This is a genomic window from Prescottella equi (genome assembly GCF_020171745.1).
GTDB classification, from domain to species: domain Bacteria; phylum Actinomycetota; class Actinomycetes; order Mycobacteriales; family Mycobacteriaceae; genus Prescottella; species Prescottella equi_A.
Map to the genome: position 1 here is coordinate 1 of NZ_JAIVAH010000028.1, position 18065 is coordinate 18065.

Consider the following 18065-nt stretch of genomic DNA (forward strand, 5'->3'; position numbering starts at 1 on the left):
AGTGGCGCCGGCGAGGGATGAGGGATCTCGCCGGCGCCACTGCGCCTGTGGGTGTCGAAGCTAGTGCTTGACCGGGCAACCGCCGGTCTTGTAGTCGACCTGGTACTCCTTGATGCCGTTGAGCCAGCCCGAGCGCAGGCGACGGGTGTCGCCGGCCTCGGTGATGTCCGGCAGGAAGTCGGCGATCGCGTTGAAGATCAGCTCGATCTCCATGCGAGCGAGGTTGGCGCCCAGGCAGTAGTGCGCGCCGGTGCCGCCGAACGACAGGTGCGGGTTGGGGTCGCGGGTGATGTCGAACGAGTGCGGGTTCTCGAACACGTCCTCGTCGAAGTTGGCCGAGACGTAGCTCATCACCACGCGCTGGCCCTTCTTGATCGCGACGCCGCCGATCTCGGTGTCCTCGAGCGCGGTGCGCTGGAACGACGCGACCGGGGTGGCCCAACGGATGACCTCGTCGGCCATCGTCTTCGGGCGCTCCTTCTTGAACAACTCCCACTGCTCGGGGTTGTCCATGAACGCCTTCATGCCGTGCGTCGTGGCGTTGCGGGTGGTCTCGTTGCCGGCCACCGCCAGCACGATCACGAAGAAGCCGAACTCCTCCGGGCTGAGCACGTCACCGTCGACGTCCGCCTCGATGAGGGTCGTGACGAGGTCGTCGGCCGGGTTCTCCTTGCGGGCCTCCGCCATCTGGTAGGCGTAGCCGAGGATCTCCATCGACGCGGCGGCCGGATCGATGTCCGCGAACTCCGGGTCGTCGTACGAGGTCATCTGGTTGGACCACTCGAAGACCTTGCCGCGATCCTCCTGCGGCACACCGATGAGCTCGGCGATGGCCTGCAGCGGCAGCTCCGCGGCGACCTGGGTGACGAAGTCGCCGCTACCCTCCGCAGCGGCGGCCTTGACGATGGCCTCGGCGCGGGACTGCAGCTCGGCCTTGAGACCGTTGATCGCGCGGGGCGTGAAGCCGCGGGCGACGAGCTTGCGCAGCTTGGTGTGCTCCGGTGCGTCCTTGTTCAGGAGCACGAAGCGCTGCAGCTCGATCTGCGCACGCTCCATGTCGTCGTTGAAGCGCGGGATCGCGGTGTTCTCCCACGTGGAGAACACGTCGCTGCGCTGCGAGACGTCACGGATGTCCTCGTGCCGGGTGACGAGCCAGTAGCCGCCGTCGTTGAAGCCGCCGACACCGTCCGGCTGCTCGACCCAGAACACGGGCTCGGTCTTCCGCACCTCGGCGAGCTCTGCGACCGGGATCCGGTGTGCGTAGATGTCAGGATCCGTAAAGTCGAAACCTGCGGGAATGTTGGGCTGCGCCACTGCTGTCTCCTGCCCTCGCGGTCAGGCCCGCGAAGTGATGTGGAACACGTTCTACATGCATTGAATCACAGTGCGTCGATCAGGGAAAGACTAGGCAAAAATCAACCCACCGGGCGCTTGCCCGGCAGGGAGAACTTGTTCTACTTTTCGAAGTAGAGAGTGAAAGGAGCCCGCCGTGGGCACACCAGTAATCGTCGAGGCAGTTCGCACCCCGATCGGAAAGCGCGGTGGCTGGCTGTCCGGCCTGCACGCGACCGAGATCCTCGGAGCCGTGCAGAAGGGCATCGTAGACCGCGCGGGCATCGATCCCGTACTGGTCGAGCAGGTCATCGGCGGGTGTGTCACGCAGGCCGGCGCGCAGTCCAACAACGTCACCCGCACCGCGTGGCTCGCCTCCGGTCTCCCGTGGCAGGTCGGTGCCACCACCGTCGACTGCCAGTGCGGTTCCGCACAGCAGGCCAATCACCTCATCGCCGGCCTCATCGCGACCGGTGCGATCGACATCGGCATCGCGTGCGGCGTCGAGGCCATGAGCCAGGTTCCGTTGGGCGCCAACGTCGGCACCGAGGCGGGCCCGCGCCGTCCCGCGTCGTGGGACATCGACATGCCCGACCAGTTCAACGCTGCCGAGCGAATCGCCAAGCGTCGCGGTCTCACTCGCGAGGACCTCGAGGTCCTCGGCGTGCAGTCGCAGGCCCGCGCGAAGCAGGCGTGGGAGGAGGGCCGCTTCGATCGCGAGATCGTCCCGGTCACCGCACCGGTCATCGGCGCGGACAAGCTGCCCACGTCGGAGATGAACGTCGTCAGCCGTGACCAGGGCCTGCGCGACACCACCGCCGAGTCCCTCGCGAAGCTCAAGCCCGTCCTCGAGGGCGGCACCCACACCGCCGGTACGTCTTCGCAGATCTCCGACGGTGCCGCCGCCGTCATGCTCATGGACGAGGACCGCGCCCGCGCGCTCGGTCTGAAGCCGCGGGCCCGCATCGTCAGCCAGGCGCTCGTCGGCGCCGAGCCCGAGTTCCACCTCGACGGCCCGGTCCAGGCCACGTCGCGGGTGCTCGAGAAGGCCGGCATGAAGATCGGCGATCTCGACCTGTTCGAGGTCAACGAGGCCTTCGCGTCGGTGGCGCTGTCGTGGGCACAGGTCCACGGCCCGGACATGGACAAGGTCAACGTCAACGGCGGCGCGCTCGCGCTCGGACATCCCGTGGGCAGCACCGGTTCCCGGCTGATCACCACCGCCCTGCACGAGCTCGAGCGTCGCGACGCCTCGACCGCGCTCATCACGATGTGTGCGGGTGGCGCGCTGGCCACCGGCACCATCATCGAGCGGATCTGATCGGAGCCACTGGCAGATGACCACTCAGCGCCCGTCGGGGCTCGATTCGAAGTACACGGTCGACATCATCAAGTGGATGTCCAAGACCAACGTGAAGCTGTATCGGGCCACCGGCGGGCGTCTGGGTGGCAAGTGGCGCGTGGGCAGCGCATTCCCGTGGGGAATCCCGGTCTGCCTGCTCACCACCACGGGCCGCAAGAGCGGTCAGCCCCGGATCAGCCCGCTGCTGTTCCTCGAGGACGGCGACCGCGTCGTACTCGTCGCGTCGCAGGGCGGGCTGCCGAAGAACCCGATGTGGTACCTGAACATTCGCACCAACCCGGACGTGACCATCCAGATCAAGTCGCGGATCCGGAAGATGCGCGCGCGCGTCGCGACCGACGAGGAGCGCGCCGAGCTGTGGCCTCGTCTGGTGGCGATGTACGCCGACTTCGACAACTACCAGTCGTGGACCGACCGCCAGATCCCCGTGGTGATCTGCGAATAACTTTCGGCCCTCCCCCGCGCGGCCTCGGACGGGAATAATGGTGGACGACGCCCGGCATATCGGCGCCGGGCACACCGGTTCTCGAGGAGGAATGTCTCAACATGACCGTGAAGAACCACGACCAGGTGATCGACCGGCGCGAGATCGCTTCGGCCCTGCTGAAGGCACTCGACCGGCGCCACGAAGTCCTGGACGCCATCGTCGAGAGCAAGGATCGTGAGGCCGCCGTCGCGGCCGTCCGCGACCTGCTCGACACGTCGGATTTCTGCGCCGAGGCCGTACTGGGCCTGCGCTTCGACCGCCTGACGGTCAAGGAACGCGACCGTATCCGCACCGAACTCGAGGATCTCGACGCGACGCTGCAGTGGCTACCCGAGCAGCGCCCGTACAGCACGGGTGCGGGAGTTCGCGTGCGCCCGTTCACCGATTCCGACGCGGACACCGCACTGTTCCGGGCGCGGTCCACGGAGCGCTTCGACGAGTCCGGCTCGCCGTGGAGCGCGGACCGCGTCGAGCAGGAACGCCAGGACGGCCTGAAGCGCATCGACGACGAGTCGGCGGCATGGTTCGTCGCGGAATGCACGACGGGTGACGAACCGAGCAGCGTCGGCCTGGTGTTCGGCGAACTGGCCGGCAACGAGGTGGACGTCGCGGTCTGGGTGGCGCCCGACGCCCGCAAGCAGGGCTACGGCACCGCGTCGCTCAAGCAGGCCCGCAGTGAACTGGCCGCGTATTTCCCGGGCACCGTGCTGATCGTCCGCACCCCCGCCTGAACGACCCTCGGAAACGGACAACGCCCGTGCGCACGAAGCGCACGGGCGTTGTCGTCACTGCGTGACTTACGCGCCGTAGACCGGCGTCGGGACCTCGGCCTTGGCCAGCAGGTCGGCGACGACCGGGCCCAGCTCCTTGGGATCCCAGCGGTCACCCTTGTCCTGGGTGGGGCCGTGGCGCCAGCCCTCGGCGACCGTGATCTTGCCGCCCTCGACCTCGAAGACGCGTCCGGTGACGTCCTTCGACTCGGCGGAGCCCAGCCACACGACCAGCGGGGAGATGTTCTCCGGCGCCATCGCGTCGAAGCCCTCCTCCGGAGCGGCCATCGCCTCGGCCATGGCGCCACCGGCACCGACGGTCATGCGGGTGCGGGCCGCGGGGGCGATCGCGTTGACGGAGACGCCGTAGTTCTTCAGCTCGGCGGCGGCCTGGATGGTCATCTCGGCGATGCCGGCCTTGGCCGCGGCGTAGTTGCCCTGGCCGATGGAGCCCTGCAGGCCCGCGCCCGAGCTGGTGTTGATGATGCGGGCGTCGACCGGGCGTCCGGCCTTGGACTCGGCACGCCAGTACGCGGCGGCGTGGCGCAGCGGGGCGAAGTGGCCCTTGAGGTGCACGCGGATGACCGCGTCCCACTCCTGCTCGCTCATGCCGACGAGCATGCGGTCACGCAGGAAGCCCGCGTTGTTGACCAGGATGTCCAGGCCACCGAAGGTGTCGATGGCGGTCTGGATCAGGTTCTGGGCACCCTCCCACGACGCGACGTCGTCACCGTTGGTGACGGCCTCGCCGCCGGCGGCCTTGATCTCCGCGACGACCTGCTCGGCCGGGGTCTCGCCGGTGTTGGAGCCGTCGCCGCCGACACCGATGTCGTTGACGACGACCTTGGCGCCCTCGGCCGCGAAGGCCAGTGCGTGGGCGCGACCGATTCCACGGCCGGCGCCGGTGATGATGACGACTCGGCCGTCAAGCAAACCGCTCACTTGTTCTCCTCTGTAGTTGCCGCGGCCAGGAAGGCCGGGCGCTCGCCGCCGCCGTGGACGGTAAGGGTCGATCCGCTGACGTAGGCCGCCAGCGGGGATGCCAGGAATGTCGCACAGTTGCCGATGTCCTCGGGACGGGCCATCCGACCCAGCGGGACGGTGGCGCCGACCGCGTCGATGCCGGCGTCGTCGCCGTAGTGCAGGTGGCTCAGCTCGGTCTGGACCAGGCCGACGACGATCGAGTTGACCCGCACCTTGGGGGCCCACTCGACGGACAGGCTGGCCGAGAGCGAGTCGATACCGGCCTTGGCCGCGCCGTACGCCGCGGTGCCCGGGGAGGGCCGACTGCCGCTGACGGAGGAGATCATCACGATCGATCCCCCGTCCTCCTGCTTCTGCATGACCGCGTTGGCGATCTGCGAGAGCAGCAGGGGCGCGAGCAGATTGAGCTCGACGATCTTGGAATGGAACTTGGGGCTGGCGTCGGCCGCCATCGCGAACGGGGCACCGCCGGCGTTGTTGACGACGGAGTCCAGGCGGCCGTACTTCGCCACGATCTGATCGACCATCGACTGCACCTGCTCGGGGTCCCGGACGTCGCACGCGATGAAGTTGACACCGCGGCCGTCGACCTCGATGGGCTCGGCAGTGTCTTCCCTCGGGCGCCGCGCACACGTCACGACCGTCGCCCCCGCACGCAGGAAGGACCGGCTGATTCCGGCACCGATTCCGCGCACCCCGCCGGTCACCAGTACGACCTTGCCTTCGAGACCGAGATCCACCTTGTTCCTCCCTGAAGCGGCACGGGTCATTCGCACCCGTCTGTGATAACTTACCAAGCAATCGCTTGGTTCGGTCAATAGACGTAAGGAACATGCCATGGGCATCACTTCGACCTCGGACGGTGCCGGGATCACCACGGTCACCGTCGACTACCCGCCGGTGAACGCCATCCCGTCCAAGGGCTGGTTCGAGTTGGCCGACGCCATCCTGGCGGCGGGCAAGGATCCCGAGACCCACGTGGTGATCCTGCGCGCCGAGGGACGCGGCTTCAACGCCGGCGTCGACATCAAGGAAATGCAGGCCACCGAGGGTCACGGCGCCCTGATCGACGCCAACCGCGGCTGCGCGGCGGCCTTCTCCGCGGTCTACGACTGCGAGGTTCCCGTCGTGGTCGCCGTCAACGGCTTCTGCGTCGGCGGCGGCATCGGCCTGGTCGGCAACGCGGACGTCATCGTCGCGTCCGACGACGCCATCTTCGGCCTGCCCGAGGTGGACCGCGGCGCGCTGGGCGCGGCCACGCACCTCGCGCGCCTGGTCCCGCAGCACATGATGCGCACGCTGTACTACACGGCGAAGAACGTCGACGCCCAGACGCTCAAGCACTTCGGTTCCGTGTACGACGTCGTCCCGCGCGCCGAGCTCGACGCCTGCGCGCTGAAGATCGCCGGCGAGATCGCCGCCAAGGACACCCGGGTCATCCGGCGTGCCAAGGAAGCCATCAACCGCATCGACGTGATGGACGTGCACACGAGCTACCGGATCGAGCAGGGCTTCACGTTCGAGCTCAACCTGGCCGGCGTCGCCGACGAGCACCGCGACGAGTTCGTCGCCACCGGCAAGCCGAAGTCGAACACCACCGCACCCAAGGGAGACAGCAAGTAATGGCTGAGAAGCGCGAAAAGCGCCGCTCACTGGATGAGGCAGTCGCCGGTATCCAGAGCGGGATGACCATCGGCATCGGCGGCTGGGGCTCGCGGCGCAAGCCGATGGCCCTCGTGCGTGCGCTGCTGCGCAGCGACGTCAAGGACCTGACCGTCGTCGGGTACCTCGGCCCGGACCTCGGACTGCTGATCTCCGCAGGCAAGGTCAAGCGCGCCTACTACGGCTTCGTGTCCCTGGACTCGGCGCCGTTCTACGATCCCTGGTTCGCCCAGGCCCGCGTCGCCGGGACCATCGAGTCCCGCGAGATGGACGAGGGCATGGTCAAGGCCGGCCTGCAGGCCGCGGCCGCGCGCCTGCCGTTCATGCCGATCCGCGCCGGCCTCGGCTCGGACGCGCAGACCGTCTGGGGCGACGAGCTCAAGACCGTCGCGTCGCCGTACCCGGACGCCGACGGCCGTATCGAGTCCCTCATCGCGATGCCCGCGCTGAAGCTCGACGCCGCCCTGGTCCACCTGGACCTGGCCGACGAGCGCGGCAACGCCGCCTACACCGGCGTCGACCCGTACTTCGACGACCTGTTCTGCCTCGCGGCCGAGCAGCGCATCCTCAGCGTCGACAAGATCGTCTCGACCGAGGAGCTCGTCAAGTCGGTCCCGAATCAGGCCCTGATCCTGAACCGCTCGATGGTCGACACGGTCACCGAGGCCCCCAACGGCGCGCACTTCACCTTCGCCGGCAGCTACAAGCGCGACGAGAAGTTCCAGCGCCACTACGCCGAGTCCGCCAAGACCCCCGAGGCATGGCAGGCGTTCGCCGAGACCTACCTGTCCGGCAGCGAGGACGACTACCAGGCAGCCGTGCGCAAGTTCGCAGAGGAGCAGAAGTCATGACCGAGGTAACCCGCGCGGAGTACTGCGCCATCGCGTGCGCCGAACTGTTCGCCGACGCCGGCGAGATCTTCGCCTCGCCCATGGCGACGCTGCCGCTGATCGGTGCCCGCCTGGCCAAGCTCACCACCGAGCCTGACCTGATCATCACCGACGGCGAGGCCCTGATCCTGGCCGACGCCCCGGCCATCGGTGCCAGCGCACCGATCGAGGGCTACATCCCGTTCTCCAAGGTGTTCGACGTGGTCGCTTCCGGCCGTCGCCACGTGGTCATGGGTGCGAACCAGATCGACAAGTTCGGCAACCAGAACCTCTCCGCGTTCGGCCCGCTCGACAAGCCGACCCGTCAGATGTTCGGTCTGCGTGGCGCCCCCGGCAACACCATCAACCACGCCACCAGCTACTGGGTCGGCAAGCACTCCTCGCGCGTGTTCGCCGAGCAGGTCGACGTGGTGTGCGGTGTCGGCTACGACAAGGTGGACCCGGAGAACCCGGCGTTCCGCTTCCTGAAGAACCACCAGGTGGTCACCAACCTGGGTGTCTTCGACTTCCAGGGCCCCGGCCAGACGATGCGCGCGGTCACCCTGCACCCCGGCGTCACCGCCGAGGACGTCAAGGCCAACACGTCCTTCGAGATCGCCGGTCTGGACTCCGCGGGCATCACCCGTGAGCCCACCGCCGAGGAGCTTCGCCTGATCCGCGAGGTCATCGACCCGAAGAGCCTGCGTGACCGCGAGGTCTCGCTGTGAGCCAGGTGCTGAAGACGCCGTTCACCGAGCTGGTGGGCGTCGAGCATCCGATCGTGCAGACGGGCATGGGCTGGGTCTCCGGCCCGCGCCTGACCGCGGCCACCGCCAACGCCGGCGGCCTCGGCATCCTCGCCTCGGCGACGATGACGTACGAGGAGCTCGAGGCTGCGGTCAAGAAGACCAAGCAGCTCACCGGCAAGCCGTTCGGCGTCAACATGCGCGCCGACGCGTCGGACGCCTCCAAGCGCTGCGATCTGCTGATCCGCGAGGGCGTCAAGGTTGCCTCGTTCGCGCTGGCGCCCAAGAAGGAACTGATCGCCAAGCTCAAGGACAACGGGATCGTCGTGATCCCGTCGATCGGTGCCGCCAAGCACGCCGTGAAGGTGGCCTCGTGGGGCGCCGACGCGGTGATCGTGCAGGGCGGTGAGGGCGGTGGCCACACCGGCGGTGTGGCGACGACGCTGCTGCTGCCGTCCGTGCTCGACGCGGTCGACATCCCTGTCGTCGCCGGTGGCGGCTTCTTCGACGGTCGCGGCCTGGCCGCGGCGCTGTCGTACGGTGCCGCGGGTGTCGCGATGGGCACCCGCTTCCTGCTGACGAGCGATTCGGCGGTGCCGGACTCGGTCAAGCAGGAGTACCTCAAGCGCAGCCTGACCGACACCACGGTGTCGGTGAAGGTCGACGGCATGCCGCACCGCGTGCTCAACACCGATCTGGTGAACGCACTCGAGAAGTCCAGCTACGCAAAGGGACTCGCCGCGGCCACCAAGAACGCGCTGAAGTTCAAGGCGATGACGGGCATGAAGTGGTCCACCCTCGCCAAGGACGGGCTCGCCATGAAGAAGTCCGGCGACCGCACGTGGCAGCAGATCATCATGGCCGCCAACACCCCGATGCTGCTCAAGGCCGGTCTGGTCGAGGGCAACACGGAGGCCGGCGTGCTCGCGTCCGGTCAGGTGGTCGGCATGATCGACGACCTGCCCAGCTGCCAGGAACTGATCGACCGCATCATGGCCGACGCCGTGAAGCGCATCGATGCACTTGGAGACCTCAAGGCCTGATCGGCCGGTTCTCCACCGAAGGGACCCTTCCCGCGCCACCAGCGCGCGGAGGGTCCCTTCCTCCGTTTCAGGCGAGTTCGCTGCTCGACTCCCCCGACCCCGGCGGGGCGAGGCGGGTGAGCAGCCCGCCTAGGACGTCGAGGGCGTCGGTCCAGGCGTCGAGGGTGGCCGGCGCCAGCCTGCGGTGGTCGAGCACGCCGGGTTGCGCGAGGGCCGCGTCGAACGGCACCTCGACGAAGCCGGCGATGCGCGGCGCGAGCGCCGACCGGATCGGCCCCAGGTCCACGGGGGCGTCCGGCATCTGGTGCGAGACGGCGACGATGGTGCGTCCGAGCACGTCGGCGCCGTAGGTGGACATCACCCAGGTGAGGGCGTCACGCATCCTGCTCAGGGGCTCGGATCGGGCGGGCGCGACGACCACCAGCGCGGCGCCGGACCGCAGCAGCGGAGCCAGTCGCGGTGAGCGCAGCGCGGTCCCGACGTCGTGGATCCGGGCGCTGTGCCGGGCCGCGAGGAGTTCGTCGACGATGGCCGGGTCGCTGGGCTGGCCGCCGCCGTTGCCGACCACGACGACGCCGGCCGACGTCAGCGCCATGTGCGCCTGGAACTGGCGGATCGAGCGGGACGCGTCGACGGCCTCGAATCCGGTGCGGGAGAGCAGGTTGCCGCCGTCGCTGGTGGCGTCGACCGCGGAGACCTCCTTGCCGGTACCCAGCCGCAGGGCCGTGGCGAGTCCGAACGCGGTGGTGGTGGTCGCAGCGCCGCCCGAGCCGGCGACGACCACGGCCGACACCTGTTCGGGTTCGGCCACTTTCGGGACTCGGCGCAGCGACACCACGTTGTTCATCGCAGGTCCTCCACCGTCGCGATCTTGAACCCGTCGGGCGAGGCGGCGACGGTGATGCGCTGCCGGATGGTGCCGTCCGTGCCGTCGGGCATCCGCAGCCGGAGATCGACCATGTAGGCGTTCGGGTCCGGGGTGGACGCGATGGTGACGCAGTGCTCGGTGCCGACCTGGACGTCGTCGATCCACTTCTGGATCTCCGGCACCGGGTTCGGGGTGACCATCAGCGACGCGACCCGACTGCCGTCCCGTTCGGCGTAGTACGCGTGGTCGAAGGCGCGGATCACACCGGGCCCGTTGTCGACGGTTCCCGGTCCGCGTCCGACGCTCCGGCCCTCGCCCACCTCGTCGGCGCACCAGGCCGTCGAGATCGCCGATGCCCCGGCGGCCGCGGTGTCCTGTCCCGTCGCCGACGCCCCGGCCACCGGCACGGCCGATCCGGTGGTCTCGCGGTCGCCGCCAGTCACGAAGACGGCGGTCACTGCTCCGACGACGGCCAGCAGCGAGGCCGCGGCGGCGGCGATGACGATAGGCCTGCGCGTCGGGCGCGCGGTCGGCTCGGGTTCGGGTTCCACGTGCGGTTCGGCGAGCCAGGTGGGCCGGTGTTCGAAGTCCGACGCCGGCTCCTCGGGAACCGACTCCTCGGAGACACGGTCCTCAGGGGTCGGATCGATGGTGGGCGGATCGGTGGTGATCGGAACTGGATGCACGACAGCACTTTCGGCCGACGGCTCCGATTCGTAGTGCTCCGTCACGTCCGGGAACAGCGCGGGTCCGTTCCGGTTGTCGGTCGCCATTTCTCCTCCGCGGTGAGCGGGTGGGGCGGGATCGTTCCCGCCCCACCGATGGGTCATGCCTGGACGCCGGCCCCGACGGCCTCGCCGATCATGTTCGCCGCGACACCCAGGGACGATTCCTGGACGAACGCGGTGATCCCGGCGTCGATCTGCCCGAGCACCTGCTCGCCGCCGGGCTGCGCCGCCACGAAATCACGTGCCTGACGGTCGATTCCGGGCGCAGCGGCCGCGACGTCGCGCACCGCCGACGCGGCGGCGCCGCCGACCGGGTTGCTCTCCAACCGCGCGAGGGTGTCCTGCGTCTGCGCCGTGACCGCGGGCTGGTCGACGTCGTTGAACAAGCCCCGCACCTCGGCGGGGAATTCCTGCGGCTCGCCGAGGTCGCCGGCGCCGAACATGGTGCCCGCATGGACACCGGTAGCGCCTCCGACAACCGCCCCGGCCAGAGCGGCCGGGACACCGCCGATCGCCGCGCCTACCGCGGTGCCGAACACGCCGCCCGGCACCCAGCCGATGCCGGTGACCCACGCCGGAGGGTTGACGGCAGTGACGTATCCACCGATACCACCGCCGACCAACGCAGCCGGAACACCCCAAGTCACGGCCGTCCCGATCGCACCCGCCGCACCCATGCCCAACTGCGCCGCCGCGAGCCTGTTCGCCCGTGTGGTCTCGACGCCCAGGGAGCGCCAGAACGTCGACACCTCGGCCTCGATGACGGCGGAGGTGTTGTTGGTACGTGCGAGGTCGCCGTCGGTGATCCAGTTGGGCTGCGCCACATGGTAGGTGCCCAGTCGAAGGGTCTCGCGCGGCGCGATGATGGGCGCGGTGGGCTCGACGTACGTGGGCAGGTGCAATTCCTCGAACCGGAGGGGTTCGACGTAGTAGTCGTCGGGCGCGTTGTAGGTGTTGGTGTCGTAGTCGTAGTTGTCGAGCGCCTGGTACTCGATGTTCTCGTACTGCGCCGGCGGCGCCACCCAGTACACGGGTTCGGGCTGCGCCGGTGCGGCCGTCACGCCGCCCTGAGTGGTCGGTGTGGACGTCACCCCGCCCTGGGTCAGGGGCGCTTCGCCGACGTCGCCCTGCGTCGGCGGTGCCGTCGTCACACCGCCCTGCGACGGCAGTTCGTTCGGCGCCGCGGACGCCACCCCCGAGGCCGCCACGACCACCGCGGCCGCGGCGGACGGGACCAGCGCCATCCGTGCGATCGTGCTGACCCGGCTCTTGCGGTGCTTACCCATCGAGGATCCCCCTAGTGATTCGAGACTGAGACGTCGCGTTGTTCAGTGCCGCAGCAACCGCTGGTCCACGGAGGCGGTGAACGCCGATGTCTCGGTCCGGAATGCCTGGAATGCAAACGATGTGCGGGCAGCACGGCCCGCCACGACTCGAACGCGGGCACACGAATGCCCGCTCATCCCCCTCGGCAACCTGCCGCCCCCATCACGAAAACGTCCCCCGCCGATCCGGTTCCCCCCGGTCGGTGTTGCTTCGAGCGCGAGAGTAACAGCAGCGCCCGACCGACGCCGCGTGGCCCTCGCGTCAGCAATCGGCAGTGGTCCCCTTCGCCGCAGCCATCCGCGCGCGCACCTCGGGCCGGCGCAGCGGCGGGACGGTCTTGGGCGGCTGTCGGCGCGGCGGCAGCACGGCGAGCAGTTCCATCGTCGTGGCGGTGACCTCCTCGACGGCCTTCTCGAAGGCGTCGCGGTTGGCGTCGGACAGCTTGTGGACGCCGCTGACCTTGCGGATGTACTGGCGGGCGGCGGCCTCGATCTCCTCGGCGGTGGCGGCCGGTTCGAGCCCACGCAATTCGGTGATGTTTCGGCACATGCCTCGAACGGTAATCCCGCGTCGGCACCCCCGAAAGGGTGTCGGACGGCGAACCTAGGGCGTACTTTCGGTACCACACACCGAACCGGCACCGCGGGGGCACGATGCGCGTCGTTGAGAACTCGAGCACCGCAACCACGGCGGTTCCGCATCCGCCGCGGCGCCTGCCGTTGCTCGGCGACGTCCTGGGCGTCTCGCTGCATACCCCGGTGCAGGACTCGATGCGGCTCGAGCGGCAACTGGGCCCGATCTTCGAGCGCAAGGCGCTGGGTCACCGGTTCGTGTTCGTGTCGGGCGCCGACATGGTCGCGGAGTTGTCGGACGAGTCTCGCTTCGCCAAGAACGTCGCTCCCGGTATCGCCGAGTTGCGCGGGATCGGCGGCGACGGCCTGTTCACCGCCTTCAACGAGGAGCCCAACTGGGGCAGAGCGCACAATCTGCTGCGTCCGGCGTTCACGCAGGCAGCGATGCTGCTCGTACCACGACATCATGGTGGCGGTGGCCGGCGAACTCACCGAGCACTGGGACGCGCGGGTCGGTGGGGCGCCGGTGGACGTGTCGTCGGACATGACGAAGCTGACGCTCGAGACCATCGGGCGCGCGGGGTTCAGCTATTCGTTCGATTCGTTCCGCCGGGAGCGGCCGGATCCGTTCGTCGAGGCGATGGTCCGCGCACTGACGCATGCCCAGCGGCGCACCTTCCGCAACGTGCCGCTCGTCTCGAAGTTGCTGTACCGCAAGTCCGATCGACAGAACGAACTCGACACCGCCTACCTGGCACACGTGGTGGACGAGGTGATCCGGCAGCGTCGCGACAGCGCCACGGAGGGGCCCGAGGATCTGCTCGAGATCATGCTGCGCGCGGCCCGCGAAGACGACCCGAATCGACTCGACGAGATCAACATTCGCAACCAGGTGGTCACGTTCCTCGTTGCCGGTCACGAAACCACTTCGGGCGCCCTGTCGTTCGCGCTCCACTATCTCGCCCGCAACCCCGAGGTGCTGGCGAAGGCACGCGCCGAGGTCGATACGGTGTGGGGCGACGGGACGCCGGCCTTCGAACAGGTGGCGAAACTGCGGTACGTCCGACGCGTGCTGGACGAGACGCTGCGACTGTGGCCCACTGCTCCCGCCTACGCGCGCGAGGCACGGGAGGACACCGTGCTCGCGGGCCGCTATCCGATGCGGGCCGGCGAGTGGGTGCTGGTCCTCATCCCGTCACTGCACCGCGACCCGGCCTGGGGAACCGCTCCCGAACGTTTCGACCCGGACCGCTTCGCCCCCGAACATGTCCGTGGCCGCGCCCCGCACATCTACAAACCGTTCGGGACCGGCGAGCGTGCGTGCATCGGAAGGCAATTCGCGATTCACGAGGCCGTCCTCGTGCTCGGCACGATCCTGCGCCGTTACGACCTCGCTGCCGATCCCGACTACCAGCTGCGCATCCAGGAGCGGCTGACGCTCATGCCGGTCGGCTTCACGCTGTCGCTGCGCCGCCGTCGAATCTGAGCCCAGAGGAACATATTCCGGCATTTCGACCACCCGCTGCCGTCGTGCCCACTACCGTGCGCGTCACACCCGCACCCGAGGAACGGCGAACGACATGGACTCTCCCCTGGCCACTGTGGCTCTGCCGGCCGCGCTCGCGATCATCATGTTCGGGCTCGGCCTGTCCCTGACGACCGCCGACTTCGCGCGCGTCGCGCGGCATCCCCGTGTCGTCTCGATCGCGCTCGCGTGCCAGCTGTTGATCCTGCCGGCGATCGCGTTCGGCCTGGTCCTCCTGTTCGATCTGCCGCCGCTGCTCGCGGTCGGCATGATGGTCCTCGCCGCCTCCCCCGGCGGCACCACCGCCAACCTCTTCAGCCATCTCTACCGCGGCGACGTCGCGCTCAACATCACACTGACCGCCGTCAATTCGGTGATCGCCGTGGTCACGCTGCCGATCGTCACCAACTTCGCCCTCGGCTACTTCGACCCCGACACCGGAACCTCGATGGGCCTGCAGTTCGGCAAGGTCCTGCAGGTGTTCGCGATCGTGCTGATCCCGGTCGCGATCGGCATGTTCGTCCGCGCCCGGTGGACGGACTTCGCACACCGCATGGACAAGCCGGTGCGGATCGCGTCGGCGGTCGTGCTGGTGCTCGTCATCGTCGGCACGATCGCCGCCGAGAGCGAGAACGTGGGCAGCTACCTCGCCGACGTCGGCGCCATCACCGCACTGTTCTGTGTGGCGAGTCTCGCCGTCGGATATTGGATTCCGAAGCTTCTCGGTGCCGGACAGCGGCAGTCCATCGCGTGCTCGATGGAGATCGGAGTCCACAACAGCACCCTGGCGATCGCGATCTCGATCAGCGTCCTCGACAGCGTCGACATCGCGATCCCCGCCGCCGTCTACGGCGTGGTGATGTTCCCGCTCGCCGCAGCGGTCGGCTGGCTGATCAGCCGGGGCACAGCCACCGAGACGACGGATACCCTCCCGGTCCAGGATCGGACCGAGAGGGCCGCCGAGAGCGGCTGACCGCTCACGGCACGAGCACGATCGTTCCGTTGGTCGCGCGCTCGTCGATTCGTCGGTGCGCCGTAGCGATCGCATCGAGAGGAACCGTCGAGTCGATCACGGGCCGGATCGTGCCGTCGACGACGCGGTCGAGGGCCGTCGCGCGAAGGTCGGCGACGCGCTCGAGCCAGGCCGGCCCGGCACAGGCCGTGACGGTGTGGCCACCGGTGTAGAGATCCGCCGCCACGATTCGGGGCGGCTCCCCGGAGAGCATTCCGTACGACAGGAGTCGTCCGCGCAGCGGCGCGAGAACGTCGAGGACACGTCGTGCGGTCTCTCCCCCGATCGAGTCGAACGCCACGTCGATCGGGCACCCGCCCGCCGCCGCCTCGAGCGCGCCCGGCCGCTCCAGGTCCGCGTGGTCCACCACCACGTCCGCACCGAACGACACTGCCCGCGTCCGGCTTTCCGCGCTGCCCGCGGTCCCGATCACACGGCCGGCGCGGCCGCGGAGCAGTTGTGTCAGGTACGCGCCTATCCCGCTACCTGCCGCCTCGACGAGCACGGTCGCGTCGCGGAGATCACCGGCGCGTTCCACCAGCGCGAGTGCGACGGGCGCTCCCGCGAGCACGGCAGCCGCGTCCACGGCGCCGATCCCGTCGGGTACCTCGACGCACTGTTCGACCGGGGCGGCGACGAACTCGGCGTGCGCCCCGATCGCGACCCCGCTCACCGCAGCCCGGGTGCCGACCAGCCGCGGATCGACACCGTCGCCGACCTCGTCGACCACTCCCACCGCCTGGGAACCGAACACCGCCGGTAGCGATCCCGGCGAGGGCACCAGTCCGGCACGCATCCGTGTCTCGATCCACAACACCGGACTGGCCTCGACCCGTATCCGCACGTGCCCGGCGGTGGCGTGCACCTCCTCGACATCGCGCGCCGCCAATTCGTCCGGCCCGCCTGCCTGCGCCCATACGACCCCACGCATCACATCACCCCTTAAATGGACCAACGGTTCAGTTAAAGCATGCGTCGATCTGGACCGGCGGTCAAGATATATTCGGTCACCGACTTGCAACGGCCCCCAGGAGATTCGATGCCCGACGCGCGACCCGAACGCGCCGACGCCGCCCGAAACCGGCAGGCGATCCTTGCCGCCGCGGAACGTCTGTTCACCGAGCGCGGGCCCGAACACGTGTCGATCGACCAGATCGCCGCGGCGGCCGGCGTCGGAAAGGCGACGGTGTTCCACCGGTTCGGCAACCGGAACGAGCTGGTGCGCGCGGTCGTGTTCGAACACGCGAACGCTCTGCGCGAGGCCGTCCTCGGCGCACCGGCCCCGCTCGGCCCCGGCGCGCCGGCAGGAGACCGCCTCGTCGCGTTCCTCGCTGCCTTCGCACACCTCATCGTCGATCGCCCCGCACTCATCGCCGCCTACGACGCGGCCGGCGGAGACGAGCGAGCCGACGACCTGCACCGCTTCTGGTACGACCACGTGAGCGCACTGATCACCGAGACCCGGCCCGACATCGACCCGGACGCGACGGCCGTACTGCTGCTGGGAATGATCGGCGGGGTCTCGCGCCCGCTCGCCGCCGGCGGTGCCCGCGCCGAGCGGATCGTCGACTCGATCGAAGCCGTCGCACGCTCGATAGTCGGAGACCGGGCATGATGGTGTGACGTAGAGAGCACAGGCTGGAGGCCCACATTGGGTCAACCGTCCTCGCGGGACACGCTCGAACCGCGCCGCCCGGTCCGCTTCTTCACGGCGCCGACCGGCGCGCGGATCGCGTACGCCCGCACCGGTCGGGGGAAGCCGCTGCTGGTTCCCGCGGCGTGGATCAGCCACCTGGAACTGCTGTGGCAGGACCCGGCCTACCGCGACTTCTTCATGCCGCTGTCGGCCGTCCGCACCGTCGTTCAGTACGACCGACCCGGCTGCGGGCTGTCCGATCCGTTGCCGGGACCCGCGGGCCTGGACGCCGACCTGGCGCTGCTCGAGGCCCTGGCCGATCACCTGGATCTGGAGCGCTTCGATCTGCTGGGCATCTCCCTGGGCGCTCCGGTGTCGATCGCCTTCGCGGCGCGGTTCCCGCAGCGGGTCGACCGGCTGATCCTGTACGGCGGTTACGCCGACGGCTCGGAGGTCGCCACACCGGAGGTCCGCACCGCCATGCTGGGCATGATCCGGGCCCACTGGGGGTTGGGGTCGGAGATGCTGGCCGACATCTTCCTGCCGGACGGCGATGCCGCGACCAAGGCGCTGTTCACCCGGCTGCAGAAGGAAGCCGCGTCACCCGAACTCGCCGCCGACCTGCTCGCGCAGTGCTACGAGATCGACGTGACCGACCTCCTCGACCGGGTCGCCGCCCCGACGCTCGTCGTACACCGGCGAGGCGACCGGGCGATCCCCTACCGCGCCGGCCGCGAGCTGGCCGCGCGGATCCCCGGCGCGCGGCTGGTATCGCTGCCCGGCCACAGCCATTTCCCGCACGTCGGCGACGGCGCCGCCGTCGTCCGAGCGATGCTCGAATTCCTGGGGCACGAGACCACCGCGGCTCCCCCGGAACCGCTGGACGAGTTGACCGCGCGGCAGCTGCAGGTGGCGGCGCTCGTCGCGGAGGGCATGACCAACCGGCAGATCGGTCAGCGGCTGGGCATCGAGGAGCGCTCCGCCGAGGGACACGTCGAGCGCATCCGGCTCCGCCTCGGCGTCACCTCCCGGGCGCAGGTCGCCGCCTGGTGGGCCCGACGGGTCGCGCCCGGCCCGGGAACCGACGTCGAGGTACCGGATTGAGGTACCGGCTGGGGTGATTCCCGCCTATCCGCCGCCGC

The 18065-nt window shown here is 69.3% G+C and carries 18 protein-coding genes and 1 pseudogene; 11 read left to right on the forward strand and 8 right to left on the reverse strand.

Annotated features, from left to right (window positions below; translation table 11 throughout):
- Positions 1 to 60 precede the first annotated feature (60 nt).
- On the reverse strand, positions 61 to 1314 hold the full coding sequence (locus LCL87_RS22190; protein ID WP_225023614.1) for a cytochrome P450: 1254 nt from the start codon (positions 1312 to 1314) through the stop codon (positions 61 to 63).
- 175 nt (positions 1315 to 1489) lie between these two features.
- Between LCL87_RS22190 and LCL87_RS22195 the strand changes: the two genes are divergently transcribed.
- The 3 genes from LCL87_RS22195 (at position 1490) to LCL87_RS22205 (ending at position 3913) form a co-directional block, all read left to right on the forward strand.
- Positions 1490 to 2653, forward strand: coding sequence for a steroid 3-ketoacyl-CoA thiolase (locus LCL87_RS22195; protein ID WP_225023615.1), 1164 nt, complete (start codon positions 1490 to 1492; stop codon positions 2651 to 2653).
- Between the two features lie 16 nt (positions 2654 to 2669).
- A complete protein-coding gene (locus LCL87_RS22200; RefSeq protein ID WP_225023616.1) occupies positions 2670 to 3140 on the forward strand; it encodes a nitroreductase family deazaflavin-dependent oxidoreductase in 471 nt (156 codons plus the stop codon).
- A 101-nt stretch (positions 3141 to 3241) separates the two neighbouring features.
- Entirely contained in the window at positions 3242 to 3913 is a 672-nt protein-coding gene (locus tag LCL87_RS22205; RefSeq protein ID WP_225023617.1) for a GNAT family N-acetyltransferase, read from the forward strand.
- A gap of 66 nt (positions 3914 to 3979) precedes the next feature.
- Here the strand turns inward: LCL87_RS22205 and LCL87_RS22210 are convergent, their stop codons facing one another.
- Both LCL87_RS22210 and LCL87_RS22215 read right to left on the reverse strand, forming a co-directional pair.
- Positions 3980 to 4894, reverse strand: a complete 915-nt coding sequence (locus LCL87_RS22210; RefSeq protein WP_225023618.1) for an SDR family oxidoreductase — start codon at positions 4892 to 4894, stop codon at positions 3980 to 3982.
- Positions 4891 to 5676 carry an SDR family oxidoreductase gene (locus tag LCL87_RS22215; RefSeq protein WP_225023619.1) on the reverse strand — a complete coding sequence of 262 codons (786 nt, stop codon included), beginning with the start codon at positions 5674 to 5676 and terminating at the stop codon, positions 4891 to 4893. Before LCL87_RS22215 ends, LCL87_RS22210 begins: the two co-directional genes overlap by 4 nt.
- 97 nt (positions 5677 to 5773) lie before the next feature.
- Here LCL87_RS22215 and echA20 point away from each other — a divergent pair, with 97 nt between their 5' ends.
- From echA20 to LCL87_RS22235, 4 genes are read left to right on the forward strand one after another with little or no spacing between them, the layout of a single operon-like run.
- Positions 5774 to 6559, forward strand: coding sequence for a (7aS)-7a-methyl-1,5-dioxo-2,3,5,6,7,7a-hexahydro-1H-indene-carboxyl-CoA hydrolase (gene echA20, locus LCL87_RS22220; RefSeq protein WP_084870322.1), 786 nt, complete (start codon positions 5774 to 5776; stop codon positions 6557 to 6559).
- The gene (locus tag LCL87_RS22225; protein WP_225023620.1) at positions 6559 to 7449 is read left to right on the forward strand and encodes a CoA-transferase; all 891 of its coding nucleotides are present in this window, start codon (positions 6559 to 6561) and stop codon (positions 7447 to 7449) included. The genes echA20 and LCL87_RS22225 overlap by 1 nt, the downstream gene beginning before the upstream one ends.
- A complete protein-coding gene (locus LCL87_RS22230; protein ID WP_225023621.1) occupies positions 7446 to 8195 on the forward strand; it encodes a CoA-transferase in 750 nt (249 codons plus the stop codon). The genes LCL87_RS22225 and LCL87_RS22230 overlap by 4 nt, the downstream gene beginning before the upstream one ends.
- Complete coding sequence (locus LCL87_RS22235; RefSeq protein WP_225023622.1) at positions 8192 to 9256, forward strand: nitronate monooxygenase; 1065 nt, start codon at positions 8192 to 8194, stop codon at positions 9254 to 9256. The genes LCL87_RS22230 and LCL87_RS22235 overlap by 4 nt, the downstream gene beginning before the upstream one ends.
- 67 nt (positions 9257 to 9323) lie before the next feature.
- On the opposite strand, the gene LCL87_RS22240 is transcribed toward LCL87_RS22235, so the two are convergent.
- The 4 genes from LCL87_RS22240 to LCL87_RS22255 all read right to left on the reverse strand — a co-directional run bounded on the left by LCL87_RS22240 (position 9324) and on the right by LCL87_RS22255 (position 12727).
- Positions 9324 to 10103 carry a hypothetical protein gene (locus LCL87_RS22240; RefSeq protein WP_225023623.1) on the reverse strand — a complete coding sequence of 260 codons (780 nt, stop codon included), beginning with the start codon at positions 10101 to 10103 and terminating at the stop codon, positions 9324 to 9326.
- Entirely contained in the window at positions 10100 to 10897 is a 798-nt protein-coding gene (locus LCL87_RS22245) for a DUF8176 domain-containing protein (protein ID WP_225023624.1), read from the reverse strand. Before LCL87_RS22245 ends, LCL87_RS22240 begins: the two co-directional genes overlap by 4 nt.
- A gap of 53 nt (positions 10898 to 10950) precedes the next feature.
- Positions 10951 to 12138 carry a hypothetical protein gene (locus tag LCL87_RS22250; protein WP_225023625.1) on the reverse strand — a complete coding sequence of 396 codons (1188 nt, stop codon included), beginning with the start codon at positions 12136 to 12138 and terminating at the stop codon, positions 10951 to 10953.
- A gap of 301 nt (positions 12139 to 12439) precedes the next feature.
- On the reverse strand, positions 12440 to 12727 hold the full coding sequence (locus tag LCL87_RS22255; protein ID WP_225023626.1) for a DUF2277 family protein: 288 nt from the start codon (positions 12725 to 12727) through the stop codon (positions 12440 to 12442).
- Positions 12728 to 12831: 104 nt separating this feature from the next.
- On the opposite strand from LCL87_RS22255, the pseudogene LCL87_RS22260 reads away from it, so the two are divergent.
- A pseudogene (locus LCL87_RS22260) lies at positions 12832 to 14236 on the forward strand (cytochrome P450).
- 94 nt (positions 14237 to 14330) lie between these two features.
- Positions 14331 to 15248, forward strand: coding sequence for a bile acid:sodium symporter family protein (locus LCL87_RS22265; protein ID WP_225023627.1), 918 nt, complete (start codon positions 14331 to 14333; stop codon positions 15246 to 15248).
- A gap of 4 nt (positions 15249 to 15252) precedes the next feature.
- Here LCL87_RS22265 and LCL87_RS22270 read toward each other — a convergent pair whose 3' ends face one another.
- Positions 15253 to 16218, reverse strand: coding sequence for a quinone oxidoreductase family protein (locus tag LCL87_RS22270; RefSeq protein WP_225023628.1), 966 nt, complete (start codon positions 16216 to 16218; stop codon positions 15253 to 15255).
- 108 nt (positions 16219 to 16326) lie between these two features.
- Here LCL87_RS22270 and LCL87_RS22275 point away from each other — a divergent pair, with 108 nt between their 5' ends.
- Both LCL87_RS22275 and LCL87_RS22280 read left to right on the forward strand, forming a co-directional pair.
- Positions 16327 to 16902, forward strand: coding sequence for a TetR/AcrR family transcriptional regulator (locus tag LCL87_RS22275; protein ID WP_225023629.1), 576 nt, complete (start codon positions 16327 to 16329; stop codon positions 16900 to 16902).
- Between the two features lie 36 nt (positions 16903 to 16938).
- Positions 16939 to 18027 carry an alpha/beta fold hydrolase gene (locus LCL87_RS22280; protein WP_225023630.1) on the forward strand — a complete coding sequence of 363 codons (1089 nt, stop codon included), beginning with the start codon at positions 16939 to 16941 and terminating at the stop codon, positions 18025 to 18027.
- Positions 18028 to 18065: the final 38 nt, after the last annotated feature.

Excerpts from the sequence above, each read along its gene's own strand:
- LCL87_RS22250 (WP_225023625.1), bottom strand. The coding sequence starts at position 12,138 with ATGGGTAAGCACCGCAAGAGCCGGGTCAGCACGATCGCACGGATGGCG.
- LCL87_RS22245 (WP_225023624.1), bottom strand. The coding sequence starts at position 10,897 with ATGGCGACCGACAACCGGAACGGACCCGCGCTGTTCCCGGACGTGACG.
- LCL87_RS22205 (WP_225023617.1), top strand. The coding sequence starts at position 3,242 with ATGACCGTGAAGAACCACGACCAGGTGATCGACCGGCGCGAGATCGCT.
- LCL87_RS22255 (WP_225023626.1), bottom strand. The coding sequence starts at position 12,727 with ATGTGCCGAAACATCACCGAATTGCGTGGGCTCGAACCGGCCGCCACC.
- LCL87_RS22270 (WP_225023628.1), bottom strand. The coding sequence starts at position 16,218 with ATGCGTGGGGTCGTATGGGCGCAGGCAGGCGGGCCGGACGAATTGGCG.
- echA20 (WP_084870322.1), top strand. The coding sequence starts at position 5,774 with ATGGGCATCACTTCGACCTCGGACGGTGCCGGGATCACCACGGTCACC.
- LCL87_RS22225 (WP_225023620.1), top strand. The coding sequence starts at position 6,559 with ATGGCTGAGAAGCGCGAAAAGCGCCGCTCACTGGATGAGGCAGTCGCC.
- LCL87_RS22275 (WP_225023629.1), top strand. The coding sequence starts at position 16,327 with ATGCCCGACGCGCGACCCGAACGCGCCGACGCCGCCCGAAACCGGCAG.
- LCL87_RS22240 (WP_225023623.1), bottom strand. The coding sequence starts at position 10,103 with ATGAACAACGTGGTGTCGCTGCGCCGAGTCCCGAAAGTGGCCGAACCC.
- LCL87_RS22265 (WP_225023627.1), top strand. The coding sequence starts at position 14,331 with ATGGACTCTCCCCTGGCCACTGTGGCTCTGCCGGCCGCGCTCGCGATC.
- LCL87_RS22230 (WP_225023621.1), top strand. The coding sequence starts at position 7,446 with ATGACCGAGGTAACCCGCGCGGAGTACTGCGCCATCGCGTGCGCCGAA.
- LCL87_RS22200 (WP_225023616.1), top strand. The coding sequence starts at position 2,670 with ATGACCACTCAGCGCCCGTCGGGGCTCGATTCGAAGTACACGGTCGAC.